Consider the following 1,270-nt stretch of genomic DNA (forward strand, 5'->3'; position numbering starts at 1 on the left):
GGGCCAATTAGTGTACCCAAAGTAGCTGGTGATATCCCCTTATTGATATTCGCGCAATGAAATATAACAAATACATGAACCGGATTTTGGCAAGAGCAGCCAAAACCGGTTATGTAGGGTGTTATGAGTAAAAAAAATGGAGAGTAAGTCAGGTTAATATGCAGTTATTAAATGTAGTTTCGTCAATTATCACTATTTTTACATTCATAGTTACTTTTGGGGTTGTGGATATTCAGACAGAGAATATTGTTTTCAACTGGGGGGTGGCTGAAAGAGTTTTACTTTTTTCAATTTTGATGCTTTCTGTTCTCTCTACAATAAGTAATTTCGTACTATATTTTTCAAAGTTAGAGCCAATGAAATTTATTACACCAGTATGTATTCTAGCTATTATCAATGCATATGTTGTAATGAAGTTAGCTCATGCAATCATCCTTTCAACACTAACTGACTGGTATCAATTGCTAGTCTCTTTCGGCATACTGTTCGTTGCAATTACTTATTCAAGCTTGCAAATTTCTGGAAAGCTATCAGATGATTTTTGGTTTAGTAATCGTGGTAAATATGCTTCACCTGTGAATTATATATTCAATGGTGCAATGTTTATTATGTATTCAGCTACTTACAGTGCAACCTACTCATAACAAGCCAAGTCAGCGGGACAATTACATGCAGGCTCCCGTCACTTCGTTCCGTATTATAGCCTGCATGTACTTGCCCCTGCTTGGGGCGTTATGTGCTAGGGAGTTAGTATTGGTCAAAATAGTAGAAGAACTAATTGTTAGCGGGAAATGGCTCTATGATGAAGCTGTAGATATGGAGGCTCATATTATTAAAACTAATTTCAAGCCTGGTTCTGGCGACCACGAAGATGAACCTGTCGTTAGAGAGGATCGTTTTGGTGAGTTTTATGGTCTTCATATTGGCGCATACTCAAATACTTCTACTTTTCAGGGAGGAGCATATTCGTCAATTGAAGAAGCACAAAAATATGCGTCAACGGTGTGTCCATCACTAGTATGGAACAAGCGTGAGCCTCGCACATAACAAACAGCTCAATCCGACCTCCACTGCGTTGCTCGTTTTGTGCTTTTCCGCTACGCTCGCACAAAACAATCAACTCCGTTCCGGCGGCTTAGCTGGGCGTTATATTTCAGGGAGAGTCACATGAAGTTTTTAGTAGTCTTATTCACATTGTTGTTTTTACTTGGGTGCTCTTCTACTGGCCGAAATGCTAATTTGTATTCTCCACCACTAGAGACCGTTCCAA

General features: G+C 39.2%; 2 protein-coding genes. Both read left to right on the forward strand.

The annotated features are described in order from the left end of the window. Nucleotides 1-158: 158 nt before the first annotated feature. On the forward strand, nucleotides 159-644 hold the full coding sequence (locus H5120_RS20000) for a hypothetical protein (protein ID WP_182675880.1): 486 nt from the start codon (nucleotides 159-161) through the stop codon (nucleotides 642-644). A gap of 172 nt (nucleotides 645-816) precedes the next feature. Further along, nucleotides 817-1,047, forward strand: coding sequence for a hypothetical protein (locus tag H5120_RS20005; protein WP_131692412.1), 231 nt, complete (start codon nucleotides 817-819; stop codon nucleotides 1,045-1,047). Nucleotides 1,048-1,270: the final 223 nt, after the last annotated feature.

This window comes from Pseudoalteromonas sp. SR43-2, from assembly GCF_014163885.1.
Taxonomy (GTDB): Bacteria; Pseudomonadota; Gammaproteobacteria; order Enterobacterales; family Alteromonadaceae; genus Pseudoalteromonas; species Pseudoalteromonas distincta.

What these genes read in the sequence shown, in the direction of transcription:
- H5120_RS20005 (WP_131692412.1), top strand. Translation starts at nt 817, where the DNA reads ATGGAGGCTCATATTATTAAAACTAATTTCAAGCCTGGTTCTGGCGAC.
- H5120_RS20000 (WP_182675880.1), top strand. Translation starts at nt 159, where the DNA reads ATGCAGTTATTAAATGTAGTTTCGTCAATTATCACTATTTTTACATTC.